Origin of the sequence: Pseudoxanthomonas sp. YR558 (assembly GCF_900116385.1) — a bacterium.
In the GTDB taxonomy this organism is placed as follows: Bacteria; Pseudomonadota; Gammaproteobacteria; order Xanthomonadales; family Xanthomonadaceae; genus Pseudoxanthomonas_A.
In genome coordinates this window covers 1,059,465-1,082,504 of sequence record NZ_FPCI01000002.1, presented here as the reverse complement: position 1 = coordinate 1,082,504, position 23,040 = coordinate 1,059,465, and the positions used below count along the sequence as shown (strand labels likewise).

Genomic DNA, 23,040 nt, shown 5'->3' with positions numbered 1-23,040 from the left:
CTACTCGGCACGCCACCACGGCTGCGTACCCTCGGGCTGGTGGATCGCCAGCGGCGCGCCGATGACGGGCGTGGCGATATCCACGCCCGCATCGCGCGATAGTCCGTACAAAGTCTCCATCGGTTCGCTCCAGCGGTGGAACGCCAGGTCGAACGTGCTGTTGTGGATCGGCACCAGCCAGCGTCCGCGGAGGTCGAGATGGGCCTGCAGCGTCTGCGCCGGCAGCATGTGCACGTCCTGCCACCGGCGGTCGTAGGCACCGCATTCCAGCAACGTCACGTCGAACGGCCCGAAGCGATCACCGATGGTGCGGAAGCCGTCGAAATAGCCGGTGTCGCCGCTGAAGAATACGCGCGTGTCGCCGGCTTGGATCACCCACGATGCCCACAGGGTCTTGTTGCGGTCGAACAGCGTGCGCCCGGAGAAGTGCTGCGAGGGTGTCGCGGTGAACTGCACGCCGTCGATGTCGCTGTGCTCCCACCAGTCGAGCTGGCGGACCTTTTCCCGCGGCACGCCCCAGCGCACCAGGCGATCACCGACGCCCAGCGGTGTCAGGAAGACGTCGGTCTTCGCGGCGAGCGCGATGACAGTGTCGCGATCCAGGTGGTCGTAGTGATCGTGCGACAGCACCACGGCGGACAGCTGCGGCAAGGCCTCGAGCGACAGCGGCGGCGCGTGGAAGCGCTTGGGGCCCGCCCATTGCACGGGCGATGCGCGCTCGGCGAATACCGGGTCGGTGAGCCAGAAGCGGCCCTGGAGTTTCAGCAGCACGGTGGAATGCCCCAGGCGATACACCGTGCCATCCGGCGCCTGCGCCAACTGGTCCGCCGACAGTGCCTGCACCGGAATTTCGCTGGCGGGCACCGTGCCCGCCGGCTTGCCGCCGACCAGAAAATCCCACCAGAGCTTGCTGGTCTCGCGCCAGCCCAACGAGCGCGGTTTGCGCTCGTTCTGGAAGCCGTCTTCGCCATATTGCGGCGACTGCGGATAGGCGAGCGTGCTGCAGCCGGATGTACCGGCGTAGGCCGCGGCCGTCGCCGACACGCACACCGCAGCGGCCACGCGCTTCCAACGGCGACGCCGGGGCGCCTTGGCTTCGATCTGCTTACTCATCGCGCAAACTCCGCATCGATGTGGGAAACACGTACTGGATCATCGAGGCCGCCGCGGTGTGCCCCGGCAGCATCAGCGCGCTTTCCTGCGCCACCGGCACCTGCCAACGCAGATCGATGCAGCCCAACTCGTCGGCCATCGCGCGCGCCGCGTCGAACAGCGCCGAGGCGGCACCGGAGGGTCGGGCATCCGCGGATACGAACAGCGACTCCAGGTTGAAGTAGTAGGCCCGCTCGACCATCGAGAAGCCGACGGTACCGAACGCATAACCCTGCGGCACGCCATCGCGCTCGGCGATCCACGCCCACGCACGCAACGGGGCTTCAAACAGGGCCTCCATCAATTCCAGCACGCGCCCGCCGGCGGCGCGCTGGGCGCTGGCCCCGGTTGGCAGTTCCGCCATATGGCGGTCGCAGAGGTGCATCAGCGCAGCCGCATGGGTGCGCGCCACGCGGGTGACGCGGACGTGCGGCATGGGCGCGATGGCGCGGATCGCGGGCGCAGCGATGGCTTCGCGGCGCCGGGGAGATACGGTCAATGACATGGAGAGTTCCTCAGGAAGGAGACGGACTTCGCCTAGAAGCCGCGCGAAACACCGATGAACAACGAGGCCGCCTGGTCCTTGCCCTCCTCCACCAGCGGGCTGTCGCGCAGTGCGTCCGGCAGCGCGCGGTACTCCAGATTGCCGAGCAAGGCCCAGCGCTTGGCGAACGGGTGGACCACGGTGACGCTGGCGCGCGGCATCGTGACCGCGCCGGGACGGTAAGCGACCACGCCGCGTGCGATCTCCTCGTCGAGCGTGCCGTAGTAGTAGTTGGCCATGTCGTCCGATAGGCGAACGGCACCCACCGACGGAATCACCCGGGTGCGACCCAACGACCACGGGTAGCTGTAATCCAGCGCGACCGCATACCCGTCGCTGGTGCCGGTGACGTCGCCACGCACATCGAGCTCCAGCTTGCCGGCGACGCCTTTCCAACTGGCCGCCATGCCGAGGTCGACACTGTCGTTGCGGTCTTCGAGCAGGCTGCGGTCGATGCCGCGCCGCGCGAGTTCGGCCACGCCGAAATCGTCCGCGTCGATGCCGTCCAGGCGGCCGGCGACGAAGGCACGCAGCTCGAAACGGTCGTCCGCGTGCAGACGGTAGCCGAACGCGGCGCCGCGCAGGTAAAACCGGTCGCCGTCGTAGGCGATGTTCGGATACAAGCGCGTGCGCGTGCCTTCGCCGGCGTACTCGCTGTCGCGATGGACGACCGCAAGGCCGGCACTCCAGCGCGAGGACACCTCATCCTGCGCCTTGGCATCGGTGCGCTCGACGACCTGGGCGGCGGCGGACAGGGGAAACAGCAACAACAGGGGCGTGCAGGCGCGCAGCGCGCTCATGGGGGCCTCGACGTGGGGGAACCGGATACCCGGCCACGCCATGCTCCCGCAGGCTCTTTAAGAACTCCTTAAGCCCGCTTCAGAGGTCGATGATGCCCCGGCGGACCGCGATGGTGACCGCATGCGTGCGGTCGTTGGCATCCAGCTTCGCGAGGATGTTCTTCATGTGCGCCTTCACGGTCTCCTCGGAGATGGTGAGCAGCTGGGCGATGCGCTTATTGCCGTTGCCGTCGGCCACCTGCCGCAGCACCTCGATCTCGCGCAGCGTCAGCGCATCGTCGGATGCATGTTCGGCGATGCCGGCGGCGATCTCGGCAGGAATCCGGCGGCGGCCGGCGTGCACGCTGCGGATGGTATCGACCAGTTCGCGGCGCAGCATGCTCTTGAGCAGGTAGCCCGAAGCGCCGGCCTTGAACGCGCGCAATGCCTGGGCGTCGCCCTGGTAGGTGGTCAGCACGACGACCTTCGCATCAGGGAATTCGCGATGGATCGCCCCGATGGCTTCCACGCCGTTCATCTCCGGCATCTGCAGGTCCATCAGGGTCACGTCGGGGCGGCAATCCCGGAACACCTGCAGCGCCTCGACGCCATTGGCGGCCTCGCCGACCAGTTCCATGTCGGACTGGCCTTCGATCACCGCCGCGATGCCTTCGCGCAGTAGGGGATGGTCATCGACGGTCAGGATGCGGATCGGCATGGGCGTGGTCTTGGCGGATGCCAGGCACCGGATCCCGGACCTGTTTCGCCACGATACGGGGGGCGTCGCTACACAGGCAACTACACGGCCGTTGGCGCGTGCCGCCCACCCCCATTCGGGGGATCGGGCACTTGCCCCGATTGGGGTTATCGATGACGCGGCCACCCCGCACGATGGCGCTGGCTTGCCGCCTCCCCGTTGCTCGCCCCTCCCCCACATCGCCGCTCGAGGACAACGCCGTGGATGCCTCCCCGTCCCTGTTCCCGCACGTCTCCGCCGTTGCCGCGCCGTCCGCCTGCTACGTGTCCCCGCCCGATGCGCATCTGGAGAGTCGCGGCCTCAGCCCACGCGCGCTGACGCGTGCGCTGGACTACATCGAACGCCATATCGGCGACACGATCACGCTCGCCGACATCGCCGGCGCCGCCTGCATCAGCCGGTTCCATTTCGCCCGCCTGTTTCGCGTCAGCACCGGCCGCAGCCCGATGGAATTCGTGCTCGCCAAGCGCATCGCGTTGGCGAAGGAACAGCTGGCCCGTGGCCCGCAGAAGATCTCCGCCACCGCGGCCTCGCTGGGCTTCTTCGACCAGAGCCATTTCACCCGCACCTTCCGTCGGATGACCGGCTATTCCCCACGCGAGTTCTGCCACCTGCACGCGCCGGTAACCCGCACGGCGTGACCCTGCCTGTCGCCGCCGCACCGTGCGGCGGCCCTTTCCCCGGAGTCCTGCGATGGCCAAGGTCCTGATCCTCTACTACTCCGCCTACGGGCATATCGAAACCATGGCCCAGGCCGTCGCCGAGGGCGTGCGCGCGGGCGGCGCTAGCGTCGACATCAAGCGCGTACCGGAGCTGGTGCCGGAAGACGTCGCGAAGAAGTCGCACTTCAAGCTCGACCAGGCCGCGCCCGTGGCGACTATCGCCGAACTCGCCGACTACGATGCCATCGTTGTCGGGACCGGCACGCGCTTCGGGCGCATGTCCTCGCAGATGGCGAACTTCCTGGACCAGGCCGGTGGCCTGTGGGCCAAGGGTGCGCTGCACGGCAAGGTCGGCGCCGCGTTCACCTCCACCGCCACCCAGCACGGTGGGCAGGAGACCACGCTGTTCTCGATCATCACCAACCTGCTGCACTTCGGCATGGTGATCGTGGGGCTGGACTACGGTTTCGCCGGGCAGATGAAGCTGGACGAAGTGACCGGCGGCTCGCCCTACGGCACGACGACGATCGCCGGCGGCGACGGGTCGCGGCAACCGACGCAGAACGAACTGGACGCCGCCCGCTACCAGGGCCGCCGCGTCGCGGAAACCGCGATCAAGCTGCACGGCTGACGTCCGCGGGCAGCGCGCACGCCGATGCAAGCCGGCGTGCGCGCCGGCGCGCGACAGTGGCGCGTTTCCTTCACATCTGGAGCCCGACATGCCCACCGCCTCCCCCGCCGCCGGCAAGACCCTGCTCACGCCGAGCGACCACACGCTGGTCCTGATCGACCACCAGTCGCAGATGGCGTTCGCCACGCATTCCATCGACGTCGCGATGCTGCGCAACAACGTGGCCCTGGTCGCGAAGGGCGCCGCCGGCTTCGGCGTTTCGACGCTGCTGACGACGGTCGCCGAGAAGTCGTTCTCGGGCCCGCTCTTTCCCGAGATCCCCGAAGCCTTTCCTCAGGCGAAGGTGTACGACCGCACCACCATGAACTGCTGGGAAGACACGGCCGTCGTCGGGGCAGTGAACGCTTCCGGGAAAGGCCGCATCGTGCTCGGCGGCCTGTGGACCAGCGTGTGCATCGTCGGACCGGCCCTGTCCGCGCTCGACCAGGGCTTCGAGGTCTACGTGATCGCCGATGCCTGCGGCGACGTCACCGCCGAGGCGCACGAGCGTGCGATGCAACGCATGATCCAGGCCGGCGTGCGCCCACTGACCAGCGTGCAGTACCTGCTGGAATTGCAGCGCGACTGGGGGCGCAGCGCGACCTACGACCTGACCACCGGCATCGCCAAGGTGCATGGCGGCGGCTACGGGCTCGGCATCCAGTACGCCAAGAGCATGTTCGGCGCATCCGAAGGCGGCCACTGACGGCGCGCGCGATGGCCGCCCACACCGCTTCCGTTACGCATCCGGGCACGACATCGACCGGCTTGCTGGTGTTGCGTCTCGCTGCCGGTGGCTTCTTGCTGCCGCATGGCTTGGGCAAGTTGCTGGGTTGGTTCGGCGGGCCCGGTATCGCGGGATTCGCGGCCGAACTCCAGCACTTCGGCCTGCCCTCCGCACCACCGTTGCCACTGCTGCTCGCTGCGCTTCAGACCGCCCTGGGCCTGATGGTGGTCGTCGGTGCATTCACGCGCATCGCGGCACTGGGTTCGGCGGCGTTCCTCAGCGTTACCGTCGCCTTGAACCTGTCGCATGGCTGGTTCTGGATGCACGGGGGTATCGAGTATCCCCTGCTGTGGGTGCTGGCCAACCTCGCGGTCGCGCTAATTGGCCCAGGCGTCTTGTCCTTCGATGCCCTGCGCGCGGCGCGCACGGAAGGCGCGCATGGCCGTTGACGATACGCGCCGCCAGGTGCTGAAGACCGTGGCGGCTGCCGCCACGCTCGCGGCACTGCCCCGCGATGCCCGCCCCGGAGAGTCCCGCATGGCCGACCTGATCCTGCGCAATGCGCGCATCACCACGCTCGACACCGCCCTGCCGTCCGCCAGCGCGATCGCCTTCGCCAATGGGCGCGTACTGGCGGTGGGCGACGACGCCCAGGTGATGGCGCATGCCAACGACGGTACGCACGTCATCGATGCCGGCGGGCGCCGGCTGGTGCCGGGCCTCAACGACAGCCATACCCACCTGATCCGCGGCGGGTTGAACTACAACCTCGAACTGCGCTGGGACGGCGTGCGCTCGCTGGCCGACGCGATGGCGATGCTCAAGGCGCAGGTGGCTATCACCCCGGCGCCGCAGTGGGTGCGCGTGGTGGGCGGCTTCAGCGAATCGCAGTTCGCCGAGAAACGCCTGCCGACGCTGGACGAGCTCAACGCGGCCGCGCCGGACACGCCGGTCTTCATCCTGCACTTGTACGACCGCGCGTTGCTCAACCGCGCCGCACTGCGCGCGGTGGGCTACACGAAGGACACGCCGAACCCGCCGGGCGGCGAGATCCAGCGCGACAAGGCCGGCAACCCGACCGGTCTGCTGCTGGCCAAACCCAATGCCTTGATCCTGTACGCCACGCTGGCGCTGGGGCCGAAACTGCCGGCGGAATACCAACGCAACTCCACCCGGCACTTCATGCGCGAGCTCAACCGCCTGGGCATCACCTCGGTGATTGATGCGGGCGGCGGCTTCCAGAACTATCCGGAGGACTACCGGATCATCGAGCAGCTGCACACCGACGGGCAGCTGACCGTGCGCATCGCCTACAACCTGTTCACCCAGAAAAAGGGCGAGGAGCTGGCCGATTTCCAGCGCTGGTCCGCGATGCTCACGCCCGGCCAGGGCGACGATCTGCTGCGCCACAACGGCGCTGGCGAGATGCTGGTGTTCTCGGCGGCGGACTTCGAGGATTTCCGCGAACCGCGCCCGGACCTCCCCGCCACGCTCGAGGGCGAGCTGTCCGGCGTGGTGCGCTTCCTCGCCGAGCAGCGCTGGCCGTTCCGCATCCACGCCACCTACGACGAGAGCATCACCCGCGTGCTCGACGTTTATGAGCAGGTGAACCGCGAAGTGCCGTTCGATGGGTTGCATTGGATCGTCGACCATGCGGAAACCATTTCGCCGCGCAACATCGACCGCGTGCGCGCGCTCGGCGGCGGCATCGCCATCCAGCATCGCATGGCGTACCAGGGCGAGTTCTTCGCGCAGCGCTACGGCAAGGACGCGCTACGGCATACGCCACCGGTGCGGCGCATGCTGCAGGCCGGCGTGCCGGTCGGCGCCGGCACCGATGCCACGCGCGTGGCCAGCTACAACCCGTGGGTGGCGCTGTACTGGCTGGTCAGCGGGCGCACGCTCGGCGGGCTGCAGATGTACGGCGACGACAACCGGCTGGAGCGCGAGGAAGCGCTGCAGCTGTGGACGCACGGCAGCGCGTGGTTCTCCACCGAGCAGGCGCGCAAGGGCCGGCTGGCCGTCGGGCAGTTTGCCGACTGCGCGCTGCTGTCGGCCGACTTCTTCAACGTTGCCGAGGACGAAATTCCCAACATCACCAGCGTACTGACCGTGGTGGACGGCCGCATCGTGCACGGCACTGGACCGTTCGCGCCGCATGCGCCCGCGCTGCCCGCACCGATGCCGGACTGGTCGCCGGTCAATCGCTTCGGCGGCTACCAGGGCGGCACGCTCGCCCAAGCCAGCGCGGCACTGGCGCATGCGCACGGCCCGACCTGCCGCGTGCACGCACACGAGCAGGGACACGCCCATGCGGCGCACCGCGTCGTCCCCGCGGGCGACCTGCAGGCGTTCTGGGGCGCGCTCGGCTGCGCGTGCTTCGCGTTCTGACCATGTCCGCGTCCGCCACGCATGGCCCCTGGTCGCCACTGGGACAGCCTACGTTCCGCGCGCTCTGGCTCGCGATCCTGGTCGGCAACATCGGCACGTGGGTCCACGATGTCGCGGCCGCGTGGATCATGGCCGAGACGACCAATTCACCGCTGATGGTCGCTGCCGTGCAATCGGCCACCACGTTGCCGGTCGTGGTGCTGGCCATCGTGGCCGGTACGCTGGCGGACATCGTCGACCGGCGCCGATATCTGATCCTCGCGCAGTTGTGGATGCTGCTCGTGGCCAGCACGCTGGCCGTGCTCGCCCACCTCGACCGGCTGGGTCCATGGACGCTGGTGGCGCTGACGTTCGCGCTCGGCATCGGCGCGGCGATGGCGATGCCGGCGCAGCAGGCCACCACACCGGAACTCGTGCCCAAGCCGATGCTGGGGCCGGCGGTGGCGCTGGGCTCGCTGAGCATGAACATCGCACGCGCCATCGGACCGGCGCTGGGCGGCCTGATCGTCGCGCAGGCCGGCATCGCCTGGGCGTTCGCCGTCAACGCGGTGACCTTCCTCGGCGTGGCCATCGTGCTGTGGCGCTGGCGCCGCGCGCCGACTGCCTCGGTATTGCCGCCGGAAACCTTCGGTATCGCCCTGCGCGCCGGGCTGCGCTACGCCTCGCGCGACAGCGTGCTGAAGGCCGTGCTGGTCAAGGCGGGCTGGTTCTTCACCTTTGCCAGCGCGCTGACCGCGCTGCTGCCGATCGTCGTGAAGCAGGACCTGCACGCGAGCGCGGGCACGTACGGCCTGCTGCTGGGTTGCATCGGCGCGGGCGCCATCGGCGGCGCGATGCTGCTGCCCGGGCTGCGCACGCGCATGGATCCGGACCGGATGGTGCTGTACGCGACGCTGACGTATGCCGCGTGCGTCCTCGCCATCGCGCTGCTGCGCTGGGTGCCCCTGCTTTATGCCATCGCGCTGCTGGCCGGCTTCGCCTGGATCGCGGTGCTGTCTTCGTTGCAGATCGCCGCGCAGACCGCGGTGCCGGCGTGGGTGCGTGCACGCGCACTGTCGCTGTACATCGTGGTGTTCTCCAGCGGCATGGCAGCGGGCAGCCTGGGCTGGGGTTGGTTGGCGCAGACGTTCGGCACACCGCGTGCGTTGCTGGCCGCCGCCCTCGGCACCGCGGTGGCGGCCGTCATGGGTGCGCGCTTCCGCTTGGGCGAAGCCGCGCACGTCAATGTGACGCCCTCGGGCCACTGGCCGCAGCCGGTGGTCAGCCCGGACCTCCACGACGATCGTGGGCCGGTGCTGGTGACGATCGAATACCGCGTCGATCCGGCACGGCGCCACGACTTCCTGCAACGCCTGCAACCGCTTGGCCATGCGCGGCGCCGGAACGGCGCGCTCCAGTGGGGCGTGGCGGAGGACAGCACGCAATCCGGCGTGTACCTGGAGTACTTCGTCGACGCCTCATGGCGCGAACACCTGCGCCAGCACGAACGCGTGACCGAAGACGAGCGCGTCCTCCAGGACGCCCTGCTCGAAACGCTCGTCGATCCCGTGCAACGGCCGCAGGTACGTCATTTCATCGGCGGTGCGCCGGGCGCCATGTTGCCGACAGCACCTTCGAGCCACGGAGGTTTGGCATGAATTGGAAATTCATCGCCGGGCTCCTGCTCGGTTTCGGCATCGGCTTCGGCTGCCGCGCCTTCGGTGTGCCGGTGCCTGCGCCTCCGGTGCTGGTCGGTGCATTGCTGGTCGTGGCGATGACCAGCGGCTACATGCTCGCGGACCGTGCCATGGTCCGGCGTGAAGCGCGGCATCGACGCGATTGCGGTGGGCCGACCGGCCAGGGCGCGCGGAGGGATGCGCCGTGATCACGGCACTGGTCGGCATCGCACTCGCTCTCGCCATCGGCTTCGCCTGCCGCTGGCTCGACATCCCGGTTCCCGCGCCACCGCGTTTGCAGGGGGCACTGCTGGTGGTCGCGATGACGGCGGGTTTCCTCGCCGCGGACCGGCTGCTCGGCTGAAGCAGTCGGATACGAAGAAGGGTGCGCCATGCGCACCCTTCGCTTCACCACGCCATCGCGCTTACTGCATCGTCGGCAAGTCGAACACCAGCACCTCGGCGCCGATGCCACGCTCGATGCTGACCAGCGGCTCGTCCCGATACAGCAGCGCGTCGCCGGCCTTCAACGCCTGGCCATTCACGGTCGCTTCGCCGCGCGCGATGTGCACGTAGCCCAGACGACCCTGTGCAAGGCGCAGTTCGCCCTTTTCGCTGCCGTCGAACAAGCCCACGTACATGCGCGCGTCCTGGTGGATGCTCACCGAGCCGTCGGCACCGTCCGGGCTGATGGCCAACCGCAGGCGGCCCTGCTTGTCGGTGGCGGGGAACGACTTCTCTTCGTACGAAGGCTTTACACCCTGGCGATCGGGGATGATCCAGATCTGCAGGAAATGCGTGGTGCCGGTTTCGCTGTAATTGAACTCCGAGTGCTGCACGCCGGTGCCGGCGCTCATACGCTGCACGTCGCCGGGCACGATGCTGGAACTGTTGCCCATCGAGTCCTTGTGGCCCAGCGCGCCTTCCAGCACGTAGCTGATGATCTCCATGTCGCGATGGCCATGTTCGCCGAACCCGCGGCCGGCGGCCACGCGGTCTTCGTTGATCACGCGCAGCGGACCCCAATGGACGTGCTTGTCGTCGAAGTAGTTCGCGAAGGAGAAGCTGTGCCAGGAATCCAGCCAGCCGTGGTTGGCGTGGCCGCGCTCGTGGGCAGGACGCAGGGTAATCATGGCGGGAACTCCTTCAGTGGTGGATGTGGCGCGCAGCATGAATGAATGCATTTATGGAATAAATAAGACAAAATCTAATTACTTGTTCCATTTATGGAATTATAGCCGCTGGGCGACACCAGCGCGCCCATCCATCGAGCCTGCCCGCCCGCTGCGCCGGCGTCGCGGATCCTGGTGCGCGCCGGGGCCATCATCGGGGCCGCGTCATCGCGTCGCAGTGAAGGTAGTCGAGGATGCGGGGCGGCAATTCCCCTCACCCCTGTTGGCCGTGTGCATTAAACTTGCGCGGTTTCCGTTCGAGCCCGTGTCTTCATGCCCTTCGTCGTCACCGAAAACTGCATCAAGTGCAAGTACACCGACTGCGTGGAAGTCTGCCCGGTGGACTGCTTCCACGAAGGCCCGAACTTCCTGGTGATCGACCCGGATGAATGCATCGACTGCACCCTGTGCGAACCGGAATGCCCGATCAACGCGATCTATCCGGAAGACGACGTGCCCGCCGGCCAGGAAGGGTATGTCGCGCTCAACGCGGAACTGTCCAGGGCGTGGCCGGTGATCACCACGCGCAAGGACCCGCTGCCCGACGCGAAGGAATGGGAAGGCAAGCCGGACAAGCTTCCGCTGTTGGAGCGCTGAACATCCCCGATGCAATGAAAAAGGGCGCCGATGGCGCCCTTTTTCTTTCCAGCGATGTCCCTGGCGGGATCAGCCGCCGAGCTTGGCCTTCAGCGCCGCCAGCAGTTTGACCGCCGCCGGGTTGGTGGCCGGCAGACCACGCGGATCCACTGCGGACACATAAGCACCGGCGTCCACCGCGCTCACGCGCACCAGGAAGCTCGCGCCTTCGTAGCTGACGTCGTACGTGCCGAGCAACTGCGCGCGGCTGGCGATCGTGGCGCCCTCGACACCGGCCAGCGCCTCGCCGACGCGGGTGAACGCATCGTCACGGCTGCCCGCAACGGTGAAGCCACCCGCTGCATTCGACGTGGCACCGGCGGAAGCGGCCGGACCGACGTTCGGAACCTGCATCGCGCCGCTGGTGTTGGGCACGTTGAGATCCGGCGGTACTTCCAGCGGGCGGGCTTCCGGCGCGAGCGCGTAATCGCCCTTTGCGCCCTTCTTGAACCACGAGCAGCCGGCGACGGACACGACCAGCAGCACCAGGGCAAGCGGACGCACGAGGGAAGACGAAAGACGCATGAAATTCTCCTGGGTTCAGGCCGCGATCGTTTCGCGGCTGGATTGTGCTTCCAGCGACTGGGCCAGCGTGGCCAGTCGGTCGGCAGTGGGGGCATGGACGTCGGACAGCGACAGCAGCGGCAGGCGCAGGCCGTGGCCGATGCCCTGGCGCTGCAACAGCGCCTTGACGGGAATGGGATTGGATTCGACGCCGAAGAAGGCGTAATGCTCTTGCAGCTGCTCGTCCAGCGTAGCGACCGCATCGGCATGTCCGCCGCGCGCCAGATCGCACAGGCGACGGAACGTGTGCGGCAACGCATTGGAGCCGACCGAAATCAGCCCATCGGCGCCGGCCAGCATCGCGCGACCCGCGGTGGGATCGTCGCCACTGAGGATCGCGAAGCTTTCGCTGCGCAACGCCAGCAACGCGGCCATGCGCTCGGGTTCGGCGCGTGCTTCCTTGATGCCGATGATGTTCGGATGGTCGACCAACTGCGCCACGGTTTCCGGCAGCAGGTCGCAACCGGTGCGGCCCGGCACGTTGTAGAGCACGACGGGCAGCCCGCCCTGGTCGGCGACGGCACGGTAGTGCGCCACCAGGCCCGCCTGCGTCGGTCGCACGTAGGGCGGCGTCACGACCAGGGCTGCGTGCGCGCCACCCTCGGCGGCGCGACGGGTGGCGGCAATGGTCTTGGCGGTGTTCATCTGGCCGGTGCCCGCCAGCACCGGCAGCGCGCCACCCACCGTTTCCACAGCGATGCGCAGCAGCGTGTCGTATTCCTCGTCGGAGAGCGCGGCGGCTTCGCCTGTCGAACCGGCCACCACCACACCCTGCGTGCCCCCGTCCAACTGCTGTTTGAGCAGCGCGCGCCAGGCTTGCAGGTCGAGTTCGCCCGACGCCTGGAAGGGCGTGGCCAGTGCGGTGATGCTGCCGGAAAGGTGCAAGGGAGGTTCTCGGTGGGAGGATCCGGGCGCCCGGCGGCGCAAGTAAGCGCGGTTATCCCGGCACGCCCGCAATGTCCGCTGCATGTTACTTGCGGGCTCAAAGGGCGGGCAAGTATGCTGCCAGCGTCGCCGGGCACTGGCCCGGCTGCCATTCAGCCAGACCGCAATGCCGGAAGCTCCTTTGACCGATTCCACGCCCCGGCCTTCGCCGACCGAAAACCATCTCCTGATCACCGCCTATACGACGCATCCGGAGTCGCCGCTTCTGTCGGTGACACGCCGGATCGCGGACAGCGGCTGCAATCTGGTGGACGCACGGCTGTCGACGGTGGGCCGCGATGTCTCGGTGACGGCACTGGCTACCGGCTCCTGGGATGCGGTCGCCAAGCTGGAAGCCATGCTGTCGCGCCTGGAGCGCGACGAGGGTCTGAAGCTGGTCTTCTACCGCACCGGCCCGAAGGTGGTGCAGTCCAACCTGCTGCCCTACATCGTGGAAGTGGTCGCCGCGGACAAGCCCGGCATCCTGTTCCAGCTGGCCGACTTCTTCGACCGCCAGGGCATCACGATCGAGAACCTGCAGAGCACGCGCTATCGCGCGATGCAGACCGGCGCGGAGATGTTCTCGGCGCAGGTGACGATCGGTGTTCCCGCCAACATGCACATCGCCGCGTTGCGCGACGATTTCCTTGAATTCTGCGACCATCTGAATCTGGACGCGATCATGGATCCGATGAAGTTCTGACGATGACGGCCAAAGGCGCGAACGCTCTGCCCAAGTCGACACTGAAACTGCCGCTGGCGCTGTCCGGCGGGGAGACCACCACCCTCGCCGACTACGCCGGCCAATGGCTGGTGCTGTACTTCTACCCGAAGGACAGCACGCCCGGCTGCACCACCGAGGGCCTGGACTTCAACGCCCTGCTGCCGAAGTTCAAGAAGCTCAACGCCACCGTACTGGGCGTCTCGCGCGACTCGGTGAAATCGCACGACAACTTCTGCGCCAAGCAAGGCTTCAAGTTCGCCTTGGTCAGCGATGCCGACGAGAAGCTCTGCCAGGCCTTCGACGTCATCCACGAGAAGAACATGTATGGCCGCAAGGTGCTGGGCGTAGTGCGCAGCACCTTCCTCATCTCGCCCGACGGCCGCATCGCGCAGGAATGGCGCGGCGTGAGGGTACCCGGCCATGCCGAGGCCGTGCTGGAAGCCCTAAAGGCCCACCAAGCCCAGTGACCAAATCCTCTTCCACTCCGACCACCATCCCGCGCCGCGGCGGGTCATGGTGGCGCGCTGCTGTGCGCGTTTCCGCGGCACCCGTTGTTGCGTCATGTGTTCACACATCTTCCTCCATGAGGTTGCCTGAATGACCCGTAGCAAGCGTATCTATGTGTTGGACACCAACGTGCTGATGCACGACCCCACCGCGCTGTTCAAGTTCGAGGAGCACGACGTCTACCTGCCGATGCAGGTGATCGAGGAGTTGGACAACGGCAAGAAAGGCACGTCGGAAGCGAGCCGCAACGCGCGGCAGGTCAGCCGTTTCCTCAATGAACTCGTCGAGGCGTCCGGCCTGGACAATGTGGCCGCCGGCATTCCGCTGGTGCAGCCCAACAGCCTGCAGCTGCGCGGCTCGAAGAGCGCCGGCCTGTTGCGGTTCCAGACCAGCCATTTCGAAGCGGGCAAGAGCTTCGGTGCGGTCATCCCGGACAACGCCATCCTCGGCGCGATCCTCGCGCTGAAGGAGCAGGAGCCCGAGATCCCGGTGGTGTTCGTCTCCAAGGACATCAACCTGCGGATCAAGGCGGCGATCGCCGGCATCGTGTCGGAGGACTACGAGAACGACCGAGCGCTGGACGATTTCAGCCTGCTGTATACCGGCGCGGATCCGCTGCCCGAGGACTTCTGGCAGCGCTACGGCAAGGACCTGCGCTCGTGGACCGACAAGGGGCGCACGTACTACGAAGTAACGATGGAGAAGGATGCGGGCTGGTACCCCAACCAGTTCCTCTACCTGCCCGGCGACGACGAATCCGAATTCCGCGTCGCGCGCGTGGAAGGCGACAAGGCCACGCTGCAGATCGTCGACGATTTCCGTCACAGCCAGCACGCGGTGTGGGGCATCAACGCGCGCAACCGCGAACAGAACTTCGCGCTCAACGCACTGATGGATCCGGAAGTCGACTTCGTCACCCTGCTCGGCACCGCAGGCACGGGCAAGACGCTGCTGGCGTTGGCGGCCGGCCTGGCGCAGACGATGGACCAGCAACGCTACCGCGAGATCATCATGACCCGCGCGACCGTCAGCGTGGGCGAGGACATCGGCTTCCTGCCCGGCACAGAAGAGGAAAAGATGACGCCGTGGATGGGCGCGCTGACCGACAACCTGGAGGTGCTGACGCATAACCAGGAAGGCGGCGCATGGGGCCGTGCGGCGACCAATGACCTGCTGGCATCGCGCATCAAGATCCGCTCGATGAACTTCATGCGTGGCCGCACGTTCCTGAGCCGCTACCTGATCCTCGACGAAGCGCAGAACCTCACGCCGAAGCAGATGAAGACGCTGATCACCCGCGCCGGCCCGGGCACCAAGATCGTCTGCCTGGGCAACGTGGAGCAAATCGACACGCCCTACCTGACGGAGACGACATCGGGCCTGACCTACGCGGTGGACCGCTTCAAGAACTGGGCGCACAGCGCGCATATCACGCTGCGGCGTGGCGAGCGCTCCCGCCTGGCGGATTACGCATCGGAAGTGCTATAGCGCCTTGGGCCGCTGCGCTGACGCTCTCAGCGCGGCGGCCCTACGCTCATCGTCATGCACGATCCCTACACACCGCCGCAAGCATTCGTGTCCCCCGTTCTGGACGGAGGCGCGCTCACTGCCGGTGGCATGCAGTGGCGGCGCATTTTGCTGGGGGGGACCGCGCTGTTCGTAGGGCTACTCGCTTGGGCCGTCGCGGCCGGCTTCATGACGCCCACCGTCGCATTCTGGCTCAGCCCCGACGGAGAATGGCTCAATGTTGCGGTGCATGTCCGGAAGACCGTTTATTTCGCTGTGGCATCGGCCTGTTACTGGTGGTTCGCTTCAGGCTTGCGAGAGCGACGACTAGCGCACGTGATGCTCACCTGGTTACTGGTTCAAATACTCGACGCAACGTTGGTCATGGCCGTGATGCAGGTATGGCCAAATCAGCTTGCGTGGAAGCCCCGGCTATTGGAATTCTTGCCTGCGCTCATTGGCTGGGGATTGAGTTGGCTCTGGACGAAGCGCCAGCAGCATGTCCGGCGCGCGGATCCCTGATACCGCCATGGGCCTGCACCTTCCCCGCTGGGTCTGGATCGGCGCGGTCGCGCTGGCCTGCGTGGCGGGGATGGTCAACGTCATCGGCTACCTCGGCTTCGAACACCAGGCGGTCAGCCACCTGACCGGCACCACCAGTCTTTTGGGTGCCGCGCTCGCACAGGGCAATCTGCGCGCCGTGGCGCACCTGTGGGGCATGCTGATCGCCTTCTGCCTGGGCGCCATGCTCAGCGGGCTGATCATCCAGGATCAGACGCTCAGGCTCGGGCGTCGCTACGGCGCGGCGCTCGCGCTGGAGGCCTTGTTGCTTCTTGCTGCGATTCCGTTGTTCAAGCAAGAGCAGATCTGGGGCGCATTGCTGGCCGCCACCGCGTGCGGCCTGCAGAACGCGATGGTCACCACCTACAGCGGTGCGGCGGTGCGTACCACGCACCTCAGCGGCATGTTCACCGATCTCGGCATCGGCCTCGGCCACCTCCTGCGCGGCATGCCGCTGCAGGTACGGCGACTGACGCTCAGCGGGTTGATCATCAGCGGCTTCCTGGGAGGCGGCGTGCTTGGCGCGCTGCTGTACCGGCAGTTCGGTTATGACGCCCTGCTGGCGCCCGCCCTGCTGACCGGCCTGACCGGCACGGGCTACGTGGTCTACCGGCAGTGGCGACAACGAGGATCGGTCGCCGACGCCTAGGCCAACCAGGGCGACGCGGTGGCACAATCCCCGCATGACGCCTCCTTCCGTGGTTTCCGCCCTCACCATCGCCGGCTCCGATTCCGGCGGCGGCGCGGGCATCCAGGCCGACCTGAAGACCTTCGCCGCGCATCGCGTACACGGCGTGTCCGCGATCGCCGCGCTCACTGCCCAACACACGCGCGGCGTGACGGCGGTGAACGTGCCGCCGATGGATTTCCTGCGCGCGCAACTGGACGCCTGCTTCGACGACTTCGACATCCGCGCGGTGAAGCTGGGCATGCTCGCCACCTCCGAGGTGATCGGCGTGGTCGCCGATGCCTTGCACGATCATCGCCCCGCGACGATCGTGGTCGATCCGGTAATGGTGGCGACGAGCGGCGCCAAGCTGCTCGAAGACAGTGCGCTGCATGCGCTGCGCACGCAGCTCCTGCCCCTGGCGCACGTGGTGACGCCCAATCTCCCTGAAGCCGAACTGCTGCTCGGCCGGCCGATCCCCGACGCCGCCGCCATGCGCGGCGCCGCGCAGGATCTGCTCGCCCTCGGCGCACGCGCTGTATTCCTCAAGGGCGGCCACCTGCCCGGCGACGGCGACGTGGTGGACCTGTACGTCGATGAGTCGGGCATGACGGAAACCTCGCACGCCAGGTTGGCCTTGGAGGCGCACGGCACCGGCTGCACGCTGGCTTCCGCCATTGCCGCGCGTTGCGCGCTAGGCATGCCGATGAAGCAGGCATGCCTGGCAGCCTCCGACTACGTGCATGCGGCATTGCGCGGCGGCTATCGCCCCGGCCGCAGCGACATCCTCGTGCTCGATCACTTCGGAGCGGCGCCCGACGCATGAACACCTTCGACATCGACATCGCGGCGCTCGATATCCCGTTGTGCTCGCCGGATGGGCATGGCTACACGCTGCTCGCGCGCATCCCGGCGACCGCGATCTCCGCACTGCTGTGGATTCCTGCACTCGGCGTGGCCGCACGCCACTACCTGCCGTTCGCGGACATGCTGGCGGCGCGCGGCACGGCGGTGTTCGTGCACGAATGGCGCGGCAATGGCAGCAGCACGCAGCGGGCCGGTCGCCGCCAGGACTGGGGTTACCGCGAACTGCTGGGCACCGACCTGCCGCTGAGCCACGCCGAGATGCAACGTCGCTTGCCCGGTCTGCCTCACGTGACCGGCGGCCATAGCCTGGGCGGACAGCTCGCGGCCTGCTACCTAGGCGCAGAGCCGACGGCATTCGAGCGGTTGTGGCTGGTCGGCAGCGGCACGCCGTACTGGCGTACCTTCCCCGGCTTGCGCGGCTACGCCCTGCCCCTGTTCTATCAATTCGCCCCGTGGCTGGCCCACGCCTGCGGCGCCTTGCCCGGCCGCCGGCTCGGTTTCGGCGGCGACGAGGCGCGTGGCGTGATCCGCGACTGGGCGCGGGTCGGCCTCAGCGGACGTTACCGCGCGGCAGGCTGGCCGGCGGATCTGGAAGCCGGCATGCGCCAGGTGCGCATCCCCATCGACGGCGTGCTGTTCGACGACGATTGGCTGGCACCCGAAAGTTCGCTGCGCGCCCTGATAGCGAAGATGCCCGATGCTCCGTCGCGCATCGAGGTGCTGCATCACGTTGCCCTCGGCACGCGCGCCGATCACTTCGCGTGGATGAAGCAGCCGCAGGCGGTGGTGGACGCGCTGCTTGCCTGACCGCTGGCTCAGCAGCCCACGACGATGCAGTCGCGGCCTTGAGCCTTCGCGCGGTAAAGCGCGCCATCCGCACTGTTGATCCAGTCGGATACCGTCGCGATGCCCGGGTGCGGTTCGGACAGGCCGATGCTGACCGTGCAGCGCAACCCGCGGGCGGAGAAGGAATACGCCGCCACCTGCCGGCGCAGGCGCTCCGCGGCCACGATCGCCTCCTCCCAGCGCGTGTTCGGCATGACGATGCCGAACTCGTCGCCGCCGTAGCGTCCGCCGGTGTCGCTGTCGCGCAGGCAGGCCTTCAGCAGCCGCGCGAACTCCTCCACCACCTCGTCGCCGATAGTGTGGCCGTAGCCGTCATTGATGTCCTTGAAGCGATCGATGTCGATCAGGACCAGCACCGCAGGACGCGTGAGCCGCTGGTAGCGCTGGAGTTCGGACGTCGCTGCATGCAGCCACTGCTGGCGGTTCATCAATCCGGTGGCGGCATCGAAGCGTGCCATCTTCTCCAACAGCACCTTCTGCTGCCGGGCCTTGCGAGACAGCGAATGCGTGGCGATGCTGATCGCCATCGGGTAGATCGCCAGGAACGGAAGGCAGGCGAGTACGACGGGATAGCTCGTGAAAGGATCGAACGCGAACCCCCATGCCGCACTCGCCGCCACACAGGTCAGCACCATCGCGGCGAGCGTGCGCTGCGCGAAGCGGCCACCGCCGATGATGATCTTGTCCATCGTCAGCATCACGGCGAGCAACATGCTCGGCAGCGCGTCGAACTGCATGGCAGCGATCCAGAAACCGCCCATCGCCGCGTCGAACGTCAGGTTCTGGAACTCGGCCTGCAACGGTTCTTCGACCTGCGCCTTGACCCGCAGGTAGGCCAGGTGGGGCCAGAGCGCCGCGTTGGCGACCAGCAATGCCCACAGCCAGGGCGAAGCCCCGTGCTCCCACAGGACCGCCGCGACGCAGATGCCTCCCAGCCCCAGCCCCAGCGCGCGCATCCGGTACATGCGCAAGCCGTAGCGTGAGCGGTTCTGTTCCGCCATGTCGCGCGCAGCATCGATGGGCAAGGGGATCCAAGGGTGCCGGGTTGGCCGGATTTTCGACCAATCGCGCCGATGGCACCAGCCCGCGCCGTACGGCCACAGGCTCCGTTATGCCAAACCGATCACATCGTCGCACTCAGGCGGCGGGATATCCCTGCGGATTCAACGACTGCCAGCGCCATGCATCCCGGCACATGGCTTCTACCCCGAGTTCCGCGCGCCAACCGAGCGTGCGCTGCGCGAGCGAAGGATCGGCGTAGACCTCGGCGACGTCGCCGGGTCGTCGCGCCACCACCTGGTATGGGATCTCGCGCGCCGCCGCGTCGGCGAACGCCTTCACAAGCTGCAGTACGCTGATGCCCTGGCCGGTACCCAGGTTCACGGTGAGATTGCGTCGCTCACGCGCGACGAAATCCAGTGCGTCGGCGTGCGCGCGGGCAAGGTCCATGACGTGGATGTAGTCGCGCACACCGGTGCCGTCCAGCGTAGGCCAGTCGCCGCCGAAAACGCTCAGCCGCTCGCGCCGCCCCACGGCCACTTGGCAAATGAAGGGCATCAGGTTGTTGGGTATGCCGCCCGGGTCTTCGCCGATAAGCCCCGATACGTGCGCACCGACCGGGTTGAAATAGCGCAGGTTCACCGCGTGGAAATCGGCATCGGCGCGGCACAGGTCGCCAATCAGCTCCTCCATGACCAGCTTGGTGCGGCCGTAGGGATTGGTGACCTGCAGGTGCGCGTCCTCGCGGACGGGCACGCTGGCGGGGTCACCGTAGACGGTCGCGGAGGAGCTGAACACCAGGCGCTTCACCCCGGCCTGCTGCATGCCGTGCAGCAGGTTGAGCGTGCCGCCGATGTTGTTGTGGAAATAGTCCAGCGGACGCTCACAGGATTCGCCCACCGATTTCAGCGCGGCGAAGTGGACCACAGCGTCGAAGGGCTGCCGGGCGAAGAATCCGCTCACGGCTTCGCGGTCGCGCAGATCCAGAGGCTGGAAAGGAACCGGCCCGCCGGTGATCTGTTGCAGACGTGCCAGCACGCCCGGCGAGCTGTTGCTGAAGTTGTCGGCCACCACCACCTCGTGGCCACGCTCGACGAGCACCACGTAGGCATGCGCGCCGATGTAGCCCGCGCCACCGCACAACAGGATCCGCATCTCGACTCCCCCGGTCGTGTCGCCGTCCATTCCCGTGGACGATCACAAGGGATACGCAAGCGACGCCCCGATCAGGCCAACGACCGCGGGGTTGTCCTGCGTTCGACGGTTTGGACGTTGATCGGCACGACAAGGGGCACGGACCCGGGGAACGTCCGCACCGCGCCACCGTATAGACTCTTCTAAGCGCTACACCTACAGGGGATTTCCACATCGATGAACGCTCCACTGCCCACCCTGGACCAGGCCAGGATCGCCGTGATTGGACTGGGGTATGTCGGCCTGCCGCTGGCCGTGGCCTTCGGCCGCAAATACCCCACGCTGGGATTCGACATCAACGGCAAGCGCGTCAGCGAACTGCGCGGACACCACGACCATACGCTGGAAGTCTCCGCCGACGAACTGCGCGACACGCCGCAGCTTGAGTTCAGCGACGATCCGGCAGCCTTGGCCTCGTGCAATGTCTTCATCGTCACCGTGCCCACGCCGATCGACGACTACAAGCGCCCGGACCTGCGGCCGCTGGAGTCGGCGAGCCGCACGGTAGGCCGCGCCATCGGCAAGGGCGCCGTCGCGATCTACGAATCGACGGTGTATCCCGGTGCAACCGAAGAAGCCTGCGTGCCGATCATCGAGCGCGAATCCGGCTTGGCCTTCAACCAGGACTTCTATGCGGGCTACAGCCCGGAACGCATCAACCCGGGCGACAAGCAGCACCGCCTGGAAACCATCATGAAGGTCACGTCCGGCTCCACGCCGGCGGTCGCGGATTTCGTCGACGCGCTGTACGGCAGCATCATCACGGCTGGCACGCACAAGGCCAGCAGCATCCGCGTGGCGGAAGCGGCGAAGGTCATCGAGAACACCCAGCGCGACGTCAACATCGCGCTGATCAACGAACTGGCGCTCATCTTCCATCGCCTCGGCATCGACACCCACGAAGTGCTGGAAGCCGCGGGCACCAAATGGAACTTCCTGCCGTTCCGCCCCGGACTGGTCGGCGGCCACTGCATCGGCGTGGACCCGTACTACCTGACCCACAAGGCGCAGCAGATCGGCTACCACCCCGACGTGATTCTGGCCGGCCGCCGGATCAACGACGGCATGGGCAGCCACGTGGCGCGCCGCGTGGCCAAGCTGATGGCGCGCCGCAACCTGCCCACCGCCGGTGCGAAGGTGCTGGTGCTGGGACTGGCGTTCAAGGAGAACTGCCCGGACGTGCGCAACACGCGCGTGGTGGACATCGTGGCCGAGCTGCGCAGCTACAACGCACAGGTCGACGTGCACGACCCGTGGGTCAGTGCCGACGAGGCCAAGCACGAATACGGGCTCGATCTGGTGGCGGAGCCACAGGCGGGCCAGTACGATGCCGTCATCCTCGCCGTCGCCCACCGGCAATTCAGCGAGCGTGGTGCAGACGGCATCCGTGGTTTCGGCAAGCCGGGCGCGGTGGTGTTCGACGTGAAGCGCACCCTGCCTCGCCACGCGGTGGACGACTGCCTGTAATCCCTTCCTCCCCCAGGAGTACCTGATGCGCGTACTGGTCACCGGCGCCGCCGGCTTCATCGGCTCCCACCTCAGCGAGCGCCTGCTCGCGCGTGGCGACGAAGTGCTGGGCTACGACAACCTCAACGCGTATTACGACCCCTCGCTGAAGGAAGCGCGGTTGGCCCGCCTGACGCCGAAGGATGGCTTCAGCTTCGTGCGCGGCTCGCTGGAAGACCGCGCCGCACTGGACGCCGCGTTCGACGACTTCAAACCGCAGCGCGTGGTGAACCTGGCGGCACAGGCAGGCGTGCGCTATTCGCTGGAGAACCCGCAGGCCTACGTCGACAGCAACATCACGGGCTTCCTGAACATCCTCGAGGCCTGCCGCCATCGCGGTATCGAGCATCTGGTGTACGCCTCGTCCAGCTCCGTCTACGGTGCCAACCGCAAGCTGCCGTTCGCGGTGGAGGACAGTGTCGACCACCCGGTCAGCCTGTACGCCGCCAGCAAGAAGGCGAATGAGCTGATGGCGCACACCTACAGCCACCTGTTCAACCTTCCGACCACGGGCTTGCGCTTCTTCACGGTCTACGGCCCCTGGGGTCGGCCGGACATGGCGCTTTTCCTGTTCACCCGGAAGATCCTGGCCGGCGAGCCCATCGACGTGTTCAACCACGGCCGCCACACGCGCGACTTCACCTACATCGACGACATCGTCGAGGGCGTGATCCGCACCCTGGACCGCGTCCCCGGCGCCGATCCGGACTACGACCCGCTGGCGCCGACGCCGGCCAGCTCGCTCGCCCCGTATCGCGTTTACAACATCGGCAACCACCAGCCGGTGGAGCTTTTGCGCTACATCGAGGTCCTGGAGGAGTGCCTGGGCCGCACGGCGGAGAAGCGGCTGCTGCCGCTGCAGCCGGGCGATGTTCCCGACACCTACGCCGACGTGGAGGCGCTGAGCCGCGACACCGGCTACTCGCCCTCCACACCCATCGAAACGGGCGTGCGTCGCTTCGCCGAGTGGTACCGCGCGTTCTACCAGGTCTGAGGCTCGCCCCGCCGGACGTCGTCGTGCGTCCCGCAT

Annotated in this window: 27 protein-coding genes; 18 read left to right on the top strand and 9 right to left on the bottom strand. The window is 67.3% G+C overall.

Going from position 1 to position 23,040, the window contains the following annotated elements:
- The 4 genes from BM365_RS16645 to BM365_RS16630 form a co-directional block, all read right to left on the bottom strand.
- Positions 1–1,113 (bottom strand): MBL fold metallo-hydrolase, encoded by a 1,113-nt coding sequence (locus BM365_RS16645; protein WP_093490574.1) that lies wholly within the window; start codon positions 1,111–1,113, stop codon positions 1–3.
- Positions 1,106–1,657: a GNAT family N-acetyltransferase gene (locus BM365_RS16640; protein ID WP_093490573.1), complete on the bottom strand. Its 552-nt coding sequence runs from the start codon at positions 1,655–1,657 to the stop codon at positions 1,106–1,108. The genes BM365_RS16645 and BM365_RS16640 overlap by 8 nt, the downstream gene beginning before the upstream one ends.
- Before the next feature lie 32 nt (positions 1,658–1,689).
- Entirely contained in the window at positions 1,690–2,496 is an 807-nt protein-coding gene (locus BM365_RS16635) for a MipA/OmpV family protein (RefSeq protein ID WP_158253505.1), read from the bottom strand.
- Between the two features lie 79 nt (positions 2,497–2,575).
- On the bottom strand, positions 2,576–3,193 hold the full coding sequence (locus BM365_RS16630) for a response regulator (protein WP_093490571.1): 618 nt from the start codon (positions 3,191–3,193) through the stop codon (positions 2,576–2,578).
- A gap of 239 nt (positions 3,194–3,432) precedes the next feature.
- Between BM365_RS16630 and BM365_RS16625 the strand changes: the two genes are divergently transcribed.
- From BM365_RS16625 to BM365_RS16590, 8 genes are all read left to right on the top strand, one after another.
- A complete protein-coding gene (locus tag BM365_RS16625; RefSeq protein WP_158253504.1) occupies positions 3,433–3,873 on the top strand; it encodes a helix-turn-helix domain-containing protein in 441 nt (146 codons plus the stop codon).
- A 52-nt stretch (positions 3,874–3,925) separates the two neighbouring features.
- A complete protein-coding gene (gene wrbA, locus BM365_RS16620; RefSeq protein ID WP_093490569.1) occupies positions 3,926–4,525 on the top strand; it encodes an NAD(P)H:quinone oxidoreductase in 600 nt (199 codons plus the stop codon).
- 88 nt (positions 4,526–4,613) lie between these two features.
- The gene (locus BM365_RS16615; protein WP_093490568.1) at positions 4,614–5,270 is read left to right on the top strand and encodes a hydrolase; all 657 of its coding nucleotides are present in this window, start codon (positions 4,614–4,616) and stop codon (positions 5,268–5,270) included.
- Positions 5,271–5,281: 11 nt separating this feature from the next.
- On the top strand, positions 5,282–5,740 hold the full coding sequence (locus tag BM365_RS16610; RefSeq protein WP_093490567.1) for a DoxX family protein: 459 nt from the start codon (positions 5,282–5,284) through the stop codon (positions 5,738–5,740).
- Positions 5,741–5,828: 88 nt separating this feature from the next.
- A complete protein-coding gene (locus BM365_RS16605; RefSeq protein ID WP_093490850.1) occupies positions 5,829–7,682 on the top strand; it encodes an amidohydrolase in 1,854 nt (617 codons plus the stop codon).
- Entirely contained in the window at positions 7,679–9,319 is a 1,641-nt protein-coding gene (locus tag BM365_RS16600) for an MFS transporter (protein ID WP_175502115.1), read from the top strand. Before BM365_RS16605 ends, BM365_RS16600 begins: the two co-directional genes overlap by 4 nt.
- Positions 9,316–9,546 carry a XapX domain-containing protein gene (locus BM365_RS16595; RefSeq protein ID WP_093490565.1) on the top strand — a complete coding sequence of 77 codons (231 nt, stop codon included), beginning with the start codon at positions 9,316–9,318 and terminating at the stop codon, positions 9,544–9,546. Before BM365_RS16600 ends, BM365_RS16595 begins: the two co-directional genes overlap by 4 nt.
- Entirely contained in the window at positions 9,543–9,701 is a 159-nt protein-coding gene (locus BM365_RS16590; protein ID WP_093490564.1) for a DUF1427 family protein, read from the top strand. Before BM365_RS16595 ends, BM365_RS16590 begins: the two co-directional genes overlap by 4 nt.
- Positions 9,702–9,762: 61 nt before the next feature.
- On the opposite strand, the gene BM365_RS16585 is transcribed toward BM365_RS16590, so the two are convergent.
- The gene (locus BM365_RS16585; protein ID WP_093490563.1) at positions 9,763–10,470 is read right to left on the bottom strand and encodes a pirin family protein; all 708 of its coding nucleotides are present in this window, start codon (positions 10,468–10,470) and stop codon (positions 9,763–9,765) included.
- 312 nt (positions 10,471–10,782) lie between these two features.
- Here BM365_RS16585 and fdxA point away from each other — a divergent pair, with 312 nt between their 5' ends.
- Positions 10,783–11,106, top strand: coding sequence for a ferredoxin FdxA (gene fdxA, locus BM365_RS16580; protein WP_056881145.1), 324 nt, complete (start codon positions 10,783–10,785; stop codon positions 11,104–11,106).
- 69 nt (positions 11,107–11,175) lie between these two features.
- Here fdxA and BM365_RS16575 read toward each other — a convergent pair whose 3' ends face one another.
- Positions 11,176–11,670 carry a hypothetical protein gene (locus BM365_RS16575; protein WP_093490562.1) on the bottom strand — a complete coding sequence of 165 codons (495 nt, stop codon included), beginning with the start codon at positions 11,668–11,670 and terminating at the stop codon, positions 11,176–11,178.
- A gap of 15 nt (positions 11,671–11,685) precedes the next feature.
- Positions 11,686–12,594 carry a 4-hydroxy-tetrahydrodipicolinate synthase gene (dapA, locus tag BM365_RS16570; RefSeq protein ID WP_093490561.1) on the bottom strand — a complete coding sequence of 303 codons (909 nt, stop codon included), beginning with the start codon at positions 12,592–12,594 and terminating at the stop codon, positions 11,686–11,688.
- A 166-nt stretch (positions 12,595–12,760) separates the two neighbouring features.
- Here dapA and BM365_RS16565 point away from each other — a divergent pair, with 166 nt between their 5' ends.
- The 7 genes from BM365_RS16565 to BM365_RS16535 all read left to right on the top strand — a co-directional run bounded on the left by BM365_RS16565 (position 12,761) and on the right by BM365_RS16535 (position 18,272).
- Positions 12,761–13,336 (top strand): glycine cleavage system transcriptional repressor, encoded by a 576-nt coding sequence (locus BM365_RS16565; protein WP_093490560.1) that lies wholly within the window; start codon positions 12,761–12,763, stop codon positions 13,334–13,336.
- Between the two features lie 2 nt (positions 13,337–13,338).
- Positions 13,339–13,824 (top strand): peroxiredoxin, encoded by a 486-nt coding sequence (locus BM365_RS16560; RefSeq protein WP_093490559.1) that lies wholly within the window; start codon positions 13,339–13,341, stop codon positions 13,822–13,824.
- Positions 13,825–13,954: 130 nt separating this feature from the next.
- Positions 13,955–15,352 (top strand): PhoH family protein, encoded by a 1,398-nt coding sequence (locus tag BM365_RS16555; RefSeq protein WP_093490558.1) that lies wholly within the window; start codon positions 13,955–13,957, stop codon positions 15,350–15,352.
- A gap of 54 nt (positions 15,353–15,406) precedes the next feature.
- The gene (locus BM365_RS16550) at positions 15,407–15,892 is read left to right on the top strand and encodes a hypothetical protein (protein WP_093490557.1); all 486 of its coding nucleotides are present in this window, start codon (positions 15,407–15,409) and stop codon (positions 15,890–15,892) included.
- A gap of 7 nt (positions 15,893–15,899) precedes the next feature.
- Complete coding sequence (locus BM365_RS16545) at positions 15,900–16,580, top strand: YoaK family protein (protein WP_093490849.1); 681 nt, start codon at positions 15,900–15,902, stop codon at positions 16,578–16,580.
- A 34-nt stretch (positions 16,581–16,614) separates the two neighbouring features.
- Positions 16,615–17,424, top strand: a complete 810-nt coding sequence (gene thiD / locus BM365_RS16540; protein WP_093490556.1) for a bifunctional hydroxymethylpyrimidine kinase/phosphomethylpyrimidine kinase — start codon at positions 16,615–16,617, stop codon at positions 17,422–17,424.
- Positions 17,421–18,272 carry an alpha/beta hydrolase family protein gene (locus tag BM365_RS16535; protein ID WP_093490555.1) on the top strand — a complete coding sequence of 284 codons (852 nt, stop codon included), beginning with the start codon at positions 17,421–17,423 and terminating at the stop codon, positions 18,270–18,272. The genes thiD and BM365_RS16535 overlap by 4 nt, the downstream gene beginning before the upstream one ends.
- 8 nt (positions 18,273–18,280) lie before the next feature.
- On the opposite strand, the gene BM365_RS16530 is transcribed toward BM365_RS16535, so the two are convergent.
- Both BM365_RS16530 and galE read right to left on the bottom strand, forming a co-directional pair.
- Positions 18,281–19,336, bottom strand: coding sequence for a diguanylate cyclase (locus tag BM365_RS16530; protein ID WP_093490554.1), 1,056 nt, complete (start codon positions 19,334–19,336; stop codon positions 18,281–18,283).
- 112 nt (positions 19,337–19,448) lie between these two features.
- Positions 19,449–20,465 carry a UDP-glucose 4-epimerase GalE gene (gene galE, locus BM365_RS16525; protein WP_093490848.1) on the bottom strand — a complete coding sequence of 339 codons (1,017 nt, stop codon included), beginning with the start codon at positions 20,463–20,465 and terminating at the stop codon, positions 19,449–19,451.
- Between the two features lie 216 nt (positions 20,466–20,681).
- On the opposite strand from galE, the gene tviB reads away from it, so the two are divergent.
- Both tviB and BM365_RS16515 read left to right on the top strand, forming a co-directional pair.
- Positions 20,682–21,971 (top strand): Vi polysaccharide biosynthesis UDP-N-acetylglucosamine C-6 dehydrogenase TviB, encoded by a 1,290-nt coding sequence (tviB, locus tag BM365_RS16520; protein WP_093490553.1) that lies wholly within the window; start codon positions 20,682–20,684, stop codon positions 21,969–21,971.
- A gap of 25 nt (positions 21,972–21,996) precedes the next feature.
- Positions 21,997–23,004: an NAD-dependent epimerase gene (locus BM365_RS16515; protein WP_093490552.1), complete on the top strand. Its 1,008-nt coding sequence runs from the start codon at positions 21,997–21,999 to the stop codon at positions 23,002–23,004.
- The last annotated feature ends 36 nt before the right edge of the window (positions 23,005–23,040 follow it).

Excerpts from the sequence above, each read along its gene's own strand:
- BM365_RS16585 (WP_093490563.1), bottom strand. The coding sequence starts at position 10,470 with ATGATTACCCTGCGTCCTGCCCACGAGCGCGGCCACGCCAACCACGGC.
- BM365_RS16565 (WP_093490560.1), top strand. The coding sequence starts at position 12,761 with ATGCCGGAAGCTCCTTTGACCGATTCCACGCCCCGGCCTTCGCCGACC.
- tviB (WP_093490553.1), top strand. The coding sequence starts at position 20,682 with ATGAACGCTCCACTGCCCACCCTGGACCAGGCCAGGATCGCCGTGATT.
- BM365_RS16595 (WP_093490565.1), top strand. The coding sequence starts at position 9,316 with ATGAATTGGAAATTCATCGCCGGGCTCCTGCTCGGTTTCGGCATCGGC.
- BM365_RS16515 (WP_093490552.1), top strand. The coding sequence starts at position 21,997 with ATGCGCGTACTGGTCACCGGCGCCGCCGGCTTCATCGGCTCCCACCTC.
- BM365_RS16555 (WP_093490558.1), top strand. The coding sequence starts at position 13,955 with ATGACCCGTAGCAAGCGTATCTATGTGTTGGACACCAACGTGCTGATG.
- BM365_RS16630 (WP_093490571.1), bottom strand. The coding sequence starts at position 3,193 with ATGCCGATCCGCATCCTGACCGTCGATGACCATCCCCTACTGCGCGAA.
- BM365_RS16605 (WP_093490850.1), top strand. The coding sequence starts at position 5,829 with ATGGCCGACCTGATCCTGCGCAATGCGCGCATCACCACGCTCGACACC.
- BM365_RS16550 (WP_093490557.1), top strand. The coding sequence starts at position 15,407 with ATGCACGATCCCTACACACCGCCGCAAGCATTCGTGTCCCCCGTTCTG.
- BM365_RS16635 (WP_158253505.1), bottom strand. The coding sequence starts at position 2,496 with ATGAGCGCGCTGCGCGCCTGCACGCCCCTGTTGTTGCTGTTTCCCCTG.
- wrbA (WP_093490569.1), top strand. The coding sequence starts at position 3,926 with ATGGCCAAGGTCCTGATCCTCTACTACTCCGCCTACGGGCATATCGAA.
- BM365_RS16535 (WP_093490555.1), top strand. The coding sequence starts at position 17,421 with ATGAACACCTTCGACATCGACATCGCGGCGCTCGATATCCCGTTGTGC.
- BM365_RS16575 (WP_093490562.1), bottom strand. The coding sequence starts at position 11,670 with ATGCGTCTTTCGTCTTCCCTCGTGCGTCCGCTTGCCCTGGTGCTGCTG.
- BM365_RS16560 (WP_093490559.1), top strand. The coding sequence starts at position 13,339 with ATGACGGCCAAAGGCGCGAACGCTCTGCCCAAGTCGACACTGAAACTG.
- BM365_RS16645 (WP_093490574.1), bottom strand. The coding sequence starts at position 1,113 with ATGAGTAAGCAGATCGAAGCCAAGGCGCCCCGGCGTCGCCGTTGGAAG.
- BM365_RS16610 (WP_093490567.1), top strand. The coding sequence starts at position 5,282 with ATGGCCGCCCACACCGCTTCCGTTACGCATCCGGGCACGACATCGACC.
- fdxA (WP_056881145.1), top strand. The coding sequence starts at position 10,783 with ATGCCCTTCGTCGTCACCGAAAACTGCATCAAGTGCAAGTACACCGAC.
- BM365_RS16640 (WP_093490573.1), bottom strand. The coding sequence starts at position 1,657 with ATGTCATTGACCGTATCTCCCCGGCGCCGCGAAGCCATCGCTGCGCCC.
- BM365_RS16545 (WP_093490849.1), top strand. The coding sequence starts at position 15,900 with ATGGGCCTGCACCTTCCCCGCTGGGTCTGGATCGGCGCGGTCGCGCTG.
- thiD (WP_093490556.1), top strand. The coding sequence starts at position 16,615 with ATGACGCCTCCTTCCGTGGTTTCCGCCCTCACCATCGCCGGCTCCGAT.
- galE (WP_093490848.1), bottom strand. The coding sequence starts at position 20,465 with ATGCGGATCCTGTTGTGCGGTGGCGCGGGCTACATCGGCGCGCATGCC.
- BM365_RS16615 (WP_093490568.1), top strand. The coding sequence starts at position 4,614 with ATGCCCACCGCCTCCCCCGCCGCCGGCAAGACCCTGCTCACGCCGAGC.